At 67.8% G+C, this 8,272-nt stretch carries 8 protein-coding genes; 5 read left to right on the forward strand and 3 right to left on the reverse strand.

Annotated features, from left to right (window positions below):
• Positions 1 to 117: 117 nt before the first annotated feature.
• Entirely contained in the window at positions 118 to 1,005 is an 888-nt protein-coding gene (locus AB4Y84_RS07340; RefSeq protein ID WP_363732433.1) for a LysR family transcriptional regulator, read from the reverse strand.
• 95 nt (positions 1,006 to 1,100) lie between these two features.
• Here AB4Y84_RS07340 and trpB point away from each other — a divergent pair, with 95 nt between their 5' ends.
• From trpB to glmM, 5 genes are all read left to right on the forward strand, one after another.
• Positions 1,101 to 2,318 (forward strand): tryptophan synthase subunit beta, encoded by a 1,218-nt coding sequence (gene trpB, locus AB4Y84_RS07345; protein WP_442249937.1) that lies wholly within the window; start codon positions 1,101 to 1,103, stop codon positions 2,316 to 2,318.
• The gene (locus AB4Y84_RS07350) at positions 2,315 to 2,992 is read left to right on the forward strand and encodes a hypothetical protein (RefSeq protein WP_223495942.1); all 678 of its coding nucleotides are present in this window, start codon (positions 2,315 to 2,317) and stop codon (positions 2,990 to 2,992) included. Before trpB ends, AB4Y84_RS07350 begins: the two co-directional genes overlap by 4 nt.
• A 1-nt stretch (position 2,993) precedes the next feature.
• On the forward strand, positions 2,994 to 3,803 hold the full coding sequence (gene trpA / locus AB4Y84_RS07355; RefSeq protein ID WP_363732437.1) for a tryptophan synthase subunit alpha: 810 nt from the start codon (positions 2,994 to 2,996) through the stop codon (positions 3,801 to 3,803).
• A 218-nt stretch (positions 3,804 to 4,021) separates the two neighbouring features.
• Positions 4,022 to 4,897 carry an acetyl-CoA carboxylase, carboxyltransferase subunit beta gene (gene accD, locus AB4Y84_RS07360; protein WP_132824577.1) on the forward strand — a complete coding sequence of 292 codons (876 nt, stop codon included), beginning with the start codon at positions 4,022 to 4,024 and terminating at the stop codon, positions 4,895 to 4,897.
• On the forward strand, positions 4,897 to 6,261 hold the full coding sequence (gene glmM / locus AB4Y84_RS07365; RefSeq protein WP_312107818.1) for a phosphoglucosamine mutase: 1,365 nt from the start codon (positions 4,897 to 4,899) through the stop codon (positions 6,259 to 6,261). The genes accD and glmM overlap by 1 nt, the downstream gene beginning before the upstream one ends.
• A gap of 72 nt (positions 6,262 to 6,333) precedes the next feature.
• Here the strand turns inward: glmM and galE are convergent, their stop codons facing one another.
• On the reverse strand, positions 6,334 to 7,341 hold the full coding sequence (gene galE, locus AB4Y84_RS07370) for a UDP-glucose 4-epimerase GalE (protein WP_312787078.1): 1,008 nt from the start codon (positions 7,339 to 7,341) through the stop codon (positions 6,334 to 6,336).
• A gap of 70 nt (positions 7,342 to 7,411) precedes the next feature.
• Complete coding sequence (locus AB4Y84_RS07375; RefSeq protein ID WP_442249938.1) at positions 7,412 to 8,269, reverse strand: polysaccharide deacetylase family protein; 858 nt, start codon at positions 8,267 to 8,269, stop codon at positions 7,412 to 7,414.
• Positions 8,270 to 8,272: the final 3 nt, after the last annotated feature.

Here is an 8,272-nt window from a genome sequence, read left to right on the forward strand (position 1 = left end):
GTGCAGGAAGAGCAGCAGCGGGTCGCGATGGGCGGCCGCTGAGGCCTGCGCAGTGCTGGCACCGGGTGGATCATTCCGCCCGCGTTGCCGGCCATTGCGCACCCGCCGCGGGGCGCCTCATCGCAGCTGGGCAGTCACCCAGTCCGCCAGCGCGTCCACGCGCGCATCGACAGGGCCGTCCGGTCGCGCCAGCACCCAGAAACCCCCGGTCGCGGCGAACCCCCACGGCGCGACCAGCCGCCCCGCTGCCAGATCCTCGGCCACCAGTGGCTCCGGCGCGATCGCAGGGCCCAGCCCCGCGACCGCTGCTTCCAGCAGGTAGTACAGGTGTTCGAAGCCGGTGCCGAGCTGCAGCTGGGCCGGGTCCAGCCCGTGCGACTGCGCCCATGCAGGCCACGCCTGCGGGCGCGAACTGGTGTGCAGCAGCGTTTCCCGCAGCAAGGCCGACGGCGGTACCTGGCGCAGCCGCTGTGCCGCCGGATGCGAGGGGGCCACCACCACACCCACCCGTTCCGGTGCCAACTCGCGCACCTGCCAGCCGCGCGGCCACGGCCCCTGCGCCAGCAGCAGCACCGCATCCAGCGTGGCCTGTGCCTCGGTGAAACTGCCATCCAGGGCGGACCACTGCAGGCGCACGCCGGGGAGAGCAGCCTGTAGTGCCGGCAGCCGCGGAATCATCCAGCGCGCCAGCACGCTGCCGCTGCAGCCCAGTACCAGGGCTGGCTCCGCGCTTGGCCGCCGCAGTTCGCGCACGCAGTCTTCAATGCCGCCGAACGCCTCGCTGCAGGCCTGTTGCAGGCGGGTGCCGGCGGCCGTCAGGCGCAGTCCTCGGCCGGCGCGCTGGAACAGGGCAATGCCCAGATGGTCTTCCAGCAGCTTCAGTTGCCGGCTGATCGCGCCATGGGTCACATGCAGCGCCTGTGCAGCGCGGCCGACGCCGCCGAGGCGTGCGGTGGCCTCGAAGGCCCGCAGGGCATTCAGGGGCGGCAGCAGTGACGTGCTCATGTGAGATTTCCTGACGGGAGTGGCCAGATAATATCCATTTTCCGGACACAATCCGTGCGCTAGAGTATCCACCTGTCTGAACGACCGGTCGTCCCATGCCTGACTCTCCCATCGCCGATTTCCATGCCTTCCCTGATGCCCAGGGCCACTTCGGCCGTTACGGTGGCAGCTTCGTCGCCGAAACCCTGGTCGGCCCGCTGCAGGAACTGGCCCAGGCCTATGACCAGGCCCGCCAGGATCCGGCGTTCCAGCTGGCCTATGACCGCGACCTGGCCCATTACGTGGGCCGGCCGAGCCCGATCTACCACGCTGAACGATTGAGTGACCACGTCGGTGGCGCGCAGATCCTGCTCAAGCGCGAGGACCTGAACCACACCGGCGCGCACAAGATCAACAACACCATTGGCCAGGCGTTGCTGGCGGCGCGGATGGGCAAGAAGCGCATCATCGCCGAGACCGGCGCAGGCCAGCATGGCGTCGCCAGTGCCACCGTCGCGGCGCGGCTGGGCCTGGAGTGCGTGGTGTACATGGGGGCCACCGACATCGAGCGGCAGAAGATCAACGTCTACCGCATGAAACTGCTCGGTGCGACGGTGGTGCCGGTGACCTCCGGTTCGGCCACCCTGAAGGATGCCCTCAACGAAGCGATGCGCGACTGGGTCACCAACGTGCAGGACACCTTCTACATCATCGGCACGGTGGCCGGCCCGGATCCGTACCCGCGCATGGTGCGCGACTTCAACGCCATCGTCGGCCGCGAGGCACRCGAGCAGATGCTGGCCGAGTACGGTCGCCTGCCCAATGCGATCACCGCCTGCGTCGGYGGCGGCAGCAATGCGATCGGCCTGTTCCATGCCTTCCTCAACGACCGCCAGGTCGAGATCGTCGGCGCTGAAGCGGCCGGTGATGGCATCCACACCGGCCGCCACGCAGCTTCCATCGCCGCCGGCCGCCCGGGCGTGCTGCACGGCAACCGCACCTATGTGCTGTGCGACGACGATGGCCAGATCATCGAGACCCATTCGGTGTCGGCCGGCCTGGATTACCCGGGCGTCGGCCCCGAGCATGCGTTCCTGGCCGACAGCGGCCGCGCGCGCTACGTCGGCATCACCGACGAAGAGGCGTTGCAGGCTTTCCACCTGCTGGCGCATACCGAAGGCATCCTGCCGGCGCTGGAGTCCAGCCACGCGCTGGCACAGGCGATGAAGCTTGCGCGCGGGCGTCCGCGCGACCAGATCGTGCTGTGCAACCTGTCAGGACGTGGCGACAAGGACGTGCATACCATCGCGGCGCGCGAAGGGCTGGTGCTGTGAGCGCGCTGATGCGCAGTACGGGCGTGCTGCTGGTGCTGGGCCTGGCCGCGTGCCAACCGCCGGAACCGCCGGTGCTTGCGCCGGCGGCCAAGGCCGCTGCGCAACCGGCGCAGCCGATGGCGGCCAACGATGACGTCGACCCGATCGCGCGGACGCCCATCGATGATCCACCGGCCTCGGCCGCGGTTTCCAGCGACGACGCGCCCGCCGTGGCGTCGGTGGCGCTGGATCATGCCGGAGAGGTGCTGATCGGCCAGCACATGAGCGATCTGAAGGCCTTCGGACCGTGGACGGCAATGGGCGCGGTCGAGGCCATCGGCGGCAGCTGCGAGTACTACGACGGCAAGGGACTGCCGCCCGGCGTGTCGATGATGACCGACGAAGACCGCGTGGTCCGTTTCGATCTCGGCCCGGGCGAGGACGCCAAGGCGCCGGTCGACCAGCCGGGTCCGTTCGGCCTGCGCATCGGCATGACGCGGGCGCAGGCGGTGGCGCAGTTCCCCGGCGCGCCGGTCTCCAGCCCGCATGCCTACGACGGCGATCAGGGCGAGTACCTGACCTGGCAGGACCCGGGCTCGGCCCTCGGCATCCGCCTGGAAGTGTTTGAAGGGAAGGTCATCCTGATGTACTGGGGGACCAGCGAAGCGATTGAACTGATTGAAGGATGTGCCTGAGATGCCTGTTTCCCGACTCGATGACTGTTTCCAGCGCCTGCGCCAGCAGCAGCGCAAGGCCCTGATCCCCTTCATCACCGCCGGTGATCCTTCGCTGGAAGCCACGGTGCCGGTCATGCACGCGCTGGTCCAGGCCGGTGCCGATGTGATCGAACTGGGCGTGCCGTTCTCCGATCCGATGGCCGACGGCCCGACCATCCAGCGCAGCTCCGAGCGCGCGCTGGCGCGCGGTGCCGGCAACCGTTACGTGCTGCAGGCGGTGGCGCAGTTCCGGCAACAGGACACGCAGACGCCAGTAGTGCTGATGGGCTATCTCAACCCGGTGGAGATCCACGGTTACGTGGCGTTCGCCGAAGCGGCGGTGGCTGCTGGCGTGGACGGCGTGCTGCTGGTCGACCTGCCGCCGGAAGAGGCCGGCGAAGCCCAGCAGGCCTTCGACGCTGCAGGCCTTGCGCTGGTTCTGCTGGCATCGCCGACCACCAGCGAGGCGCGCGCCGACAAGCTGCTGGCGCTGGCCCGTGGCTATCTCTACTACGTCAGCTTTGCCGGGGTCACCGGCGCCTCGGAACGACTGGACAGCGACGCGGCCAGTGCACGCCTGCAGGCGCTGCGGGCCAGGGCCAGCGTGCCGGTGGTGGCCGGCTTCGGCATCAAGGACGCAGCCAGTGCGGCGGCCATGGCCCGGCAGGCCGACGGCGTGGTGGTCGGCAGCGCACTGGTGGCGGTGCTGGCCGAAGCGACCTCCGCCGAGGATGCGGCGCAGCGCGCTGCAGCGTTCCTGGCTCCGCTGCGGCAGGCGCTGGACGCGTAACGGTAGTGCCGGCCGCTGGCCGGCATCCGCCCGACCCATTCGGGTGCAAGCGGTTGCCGGCCAGCGGCCGGCACTACCGCCGACGCTAAACGTACGTCCCAGCATGGTTTTTTCCAGCGGGCCCAAGGCCGGGCAGGGGGTGCACGGGCGGGGAAAGCGGAGCTAGACTGTCCGCCTTTGCGGCCCCCGGGCCGCCCTGAACGGAAGTGTCCTCCCGCATGAGTTGGCTCAGCAAGTTGATGCCGTCTGGCATCCGCACCGACAACACCCCCAGCAAGAAGCGCAGCGTCCCCGAGGGCCTGTGGGAAAAGTGCAGCAACTGCGGCAGTGCGTTGTACCGTCCGGAGCTGGAAGAGAATCTGGAGGTCTGCCCGAAGTGCGGCCACCATATGGCCATCCGCGCGCGCGCCCGTCTGGCTGCGCTGTTCGACGCCGACAGCACCACCGAGATCGCTGCCCGCCTAGGGCCGACCGACCTGCTGAAGTTCAAGGACCAGAAGAAGTACAGCGAGCGCATCAAGATCGCGCAGAAGAACACCGGTGAGTACGACGCGCTGATCGCCATGCGCGGCCTGCTCAAGGGCCGTCCCCTGGTGGCCTCGTCCTTCGACTTCGCCTTCATGGGTGGCTCGATGGGCTCGGTGGTCGGCGAGCGCTTCGCCCTTGCCGCCGAGACCGCCGCCGAGATCGGCGCACCCTACGTGTGCTTCTCCGCCAGTGGCGGGGCGCGCATGCAGGAGGGCCTGTTCTCGCTGATGCAGATGGCCAAGACCTCGGCAGCCCTGGGCAAACTGCGTGAAGCCGGACAGCCGTATATTTCGGTGCTGACCCACCCGACCACCGGCGGTGTGTCGGCGTCGTTCGCGATGCTGGGTGACATCAACATCGCCGAACCGCATGCACTGATCGGCTTCGCCGGCCCGCGCGTGATCGAGCAGACCGTGCGCGAGAAGCTGCCGGAAGGGTTCCAGCGTTCGGAGTTCCTGCTCGAGCACGGCGCCATCGACCAGATCTGTGACCGCCGTGAACTGCGCGACCGCCTGGCCGACCTGCTGGCGATGCTGCGGCGCGAGCCGGCACCGGAGGAGGTTTGATGGGGGGGCGCAAGTACTTCGGTACCGACGGCATCCGCGGTCGGGTCGGTCAAGGGCCGATCTCGGCTGATTTCGTGCTGCGCCTGGGCAACGCCCTGGGCCGCGTGCTGGTCGCCCAGCGTGGCCAGGAGGGGCGCCGTCCGATCGTGGTGATCGGCAAGGACACGCGGATCTCCGGCTACATGTTCGAAGCCGCACTGGAAGCCGGGCTGGTCGCTGCGGGCGCTGACGTGCAGCTGCTCGGCCCGATGCCGACCCCGGCCGTTGCCTTCCTGACCCGTACCCTGGGCGTGGATGCGGGCATCGTCATCAGTGCTTCGCACAACCCGCACTACGACAACGGCATCAAGTTCTTCTCCGCCCAGGGCGAGAAGCTCGACGATGCCACCGAGCTGGCGCTGGAAGCCGCATTGGACGTGCCGTTCACCACGGCCGTTTCGGAGAAGCTCGGCAAGGCCTCGCGTGCACGTGAGGCCGTCGGCCGCTACATCGAGTTCTGCAAGTCCAGCGTGCCGCGCGCGTTCGATCTGCGCGGTGTGCGCCTGGTGCTCGACTGCGCGCATGGCGCCACCTACCAGATCGCGCCGCTGCTGTTCCGCGAACTGGGCGCGGAGGTCATCGGTATCGGTGCCGAACCCAATGGCGTCAACATCAACGACGGCGTCGGTTCGACCCACATCGACAACCTCGCTGCAAAGGTGCGTGAGACCCGCGCCGACCTGGGCATCGCCTTCGATGGTGATGGTGACCGGGTGTTGATGGCCGATGACCGCGGCAATCCGGTCGACGGCGATGACCTGGTGTACATCCTGGCGCGCGCATGGCAGGCCGACGGTCGCCTGCGTGGCCCGGTRGTCGGCACCCTGATGAGCAATTTCGGCCTGGAAAAGGCCCTGGCCGACCTGCAGATTCCTTTCCAGCGCAGCAACGTCGGCGACCGCTACGTGCATCAGGCACTGGTGGAGGGAGGCGGCGTACTCGGCGGCGAAGCGTCTGGCCATCTGCTGTGCCTGGACCGGGCCACCACCGGCGACGGTATCGTCAGTGCCCTGCAGGTACTGGTGGCGCTGAAGCAGCAGGGAAAGAGCCTGCGCGAAGCGCTGCAGCCGTTGTCCAAGGTGCCGCAGAAGACGGTCAACGTGCGCCTTGGCGATGTCTCGGCCAAGGCCACCGTGCAGGCCGAGAGCGTTCAGGCTGCACTGACCGAAGCGCAGCAGGCGGTTTCCGGCCGCGGGCGTGCCTTCCTGCGTCCTTCCGGCACCGAACCGGTGGTGCGGGTCACGGTCGAGGCCGATGACGCGACGCTGATGCAGGACACCCTGGACCGGCTTTCGGCGGCGGTCAGGACGGCGGCCGCGGCCTGAGCCCGGGCGCTGGATCGAACCAACAACATGGCCGCTTGTGCGGCCATGTTGCTGTCTGCCGCAAGCAAGGCATCAGGCGCTGCGCGTCATCTCCGTCTGCCATTTCCAGGTGTCGCGGCACATGTCCGCCAGGCCGTGGCGGGCGGTCCAGCCCAGCTCGCGCAGGGCGAGGGACGGGTCGGCAAAACTCACCGCGATATCGCCGGTACGGCGACCGGTGATCCGGAATGGAATCGGCCGGCCGACGGTCTGCTCGAAGGCCTTGATCAGTTCCAGCACGCTGTGGCCCTGTCCGGTGCCCAGGTTCAGGGTGATGCTGCGGCGCTTGTCGCGCAGGTACTGCAGCGCCAGCACATGGGCCCGCGCCACGTCCTGCACATGGATGTAGTCGCGTACGCCGGTACCGTCGCAGGTCGGATAGTCATCGCCGAATACCTGCACTTCCGGCAGYAGGCCGGCGGCCACCTGGGCGATGTAGGGCATCAGGTTGCTGGGCGTTCCGTGCGGCAGCTCGCCGATCAGCGCGCTTGAATGCGCCCCCACCGGGTTGAAGTAGCGCAGCGTTGCCACATGCAGCGACGTATCGGCGCCGACCAGGTCGGACAGCAGCTGCTCCACCACCAGCTTCGAACGGCCATAGGGCGTCATCGCGCAGGTCGAGGCCGTTTCGGCCACCGGGCAATGGTCCTGGTCGCCGTAGACGGTTGCCGACGAGCTGAACACGAACGTGCCCACGCCGGCATCGCGCATGGCGCCGAGCAGGGCGAGTGTGCCGCTGATGTTGTTGTCGAAGTAGTCCAACGGCATCTGCCGCGATTCGCCAACCGATTTCAGCGCGGCAAAATGCAGTACCGCATCGATCGAATGCTCGCGCAGCACCGCGGTGATCCGCGCACGGTCGCGCACGTCGGCCTGTACGAACAGCGGCGCGATGCCGGTGATGTCGCCGATCCGGCCGATCACCCCGGCGTCGCTGTTGCACAGCGAATCGACGATGACCACCGCATGGCCCTGCTGCTGCAGTTCCACACAGGTGTGGGAGCCGATGAATCCCGCACCGCCGGTAACCAGAACGTTCATTTCCTGTATTCCTTCCACTCTGTTGGGGCTTCCTTGCCGAAGCTGCGTCAGCCCTGGCCCGGGAAAACCATCACGGCCCCGGCACCATCTTCTTCTGTCGCGCCTTGAAGCCATTGAACAGCGGTGCGATCAGCGGGTTGTAGCTCCACGCGATGCGCTTGCGCAGCCAGCTTGCCGGCCGGTTGCGGATGGCGAAGCGGTAGATGCGCTCGGGATCGCCGCCAACCACGTTGCGTCCGAACGGATGGGTGGTATGCAGGTAGCGGAACCCCTGCTCACGTGCCACTTCGATGTAGTCCTGGTCGAAATCACCGTACGGCCAGCACAGCGTGTCCGACACCTCGCCCAGCTTCTCCAGCAGCACTTCCTTGGCCTTGGACAGATCGCCACTGATACCGGCACGGCGCTGGGCGCGATCCAGGTCCTGGCGGCGCAGCCAGCGCGTGTGGGTGTGGGTATGGCAATGGATCTCGAAGGTGCCCGCCTCGATGGCCGCACGTGCTTCGCTCCAGCGCATCATCACCTCATCGCTGCGGCCCTGCTTGTAGATCAGGTCTTCGCAGGCGCGATGCTCGGGCGTTTCCGGCAGCGTGGCACCGGCGATGCCGGCATGCGGGCGTATCGGCCYCTCGTGCATCCAGCCGGTCACCACGAACACCACCGCGTGCATGCCGTACTTCTGCAGGATCGGATGGGCGTAAACCCAGTTGTCCAGGTAGCCATCATCAAAGGTGATCACGATCGACTTGCGCGGCACCGGCTTGCCGGCCAGGAAGCCGGCGTACTGGTCCAGCGTCAAGGACGTCCAGCCGGTGCGCGCCAGCCAGGCGATCTGGCTCTCGAAATTCTCCGGCGACACCGTGATCATGCCGGGCGAGTTGCTGACGTGATGATGCATCAGCACCGGTACGGTTCTGGCATTAGCCATGAC

The sequence above is a fragment of the Stenotrophomonas sp. 2YAF22 genome (assembly GCF_052114665.1).
Taxonomy (GTDB): domain Bacteria; phylum Pseudomonadota; class Gammaproteobacteria; order Xanthomonadales; family Xanthomonadaceae; genus Stenotrophomonas; species Stenotrophomonas indicatrix.

Excerpts from the sequence above, each read along its gene's own strand:
- AB4Y84_RS07340 (WP_363732433.1), bottom strand. The coding sequence starts at position 1,005 with ATGAGCACGTCACTGCTGCCGCCCCTGAATGCCCTGCGGGCCTTCGAG.
- trpA (WP_363732437.1), top strand. The coding sequence starts at position 2,994 with ATGCCTGTTTCCCGACTCGATGACTGTTTCCAGCGCCTGCGCCAGCAG.
- accD (WP_132824577.1), top strand. The coding sequence starts at position 4,022 with ATGAGTTGGCTCAGCAAGTTGATGCCGTCTGGCATCCGCACCGACAAC.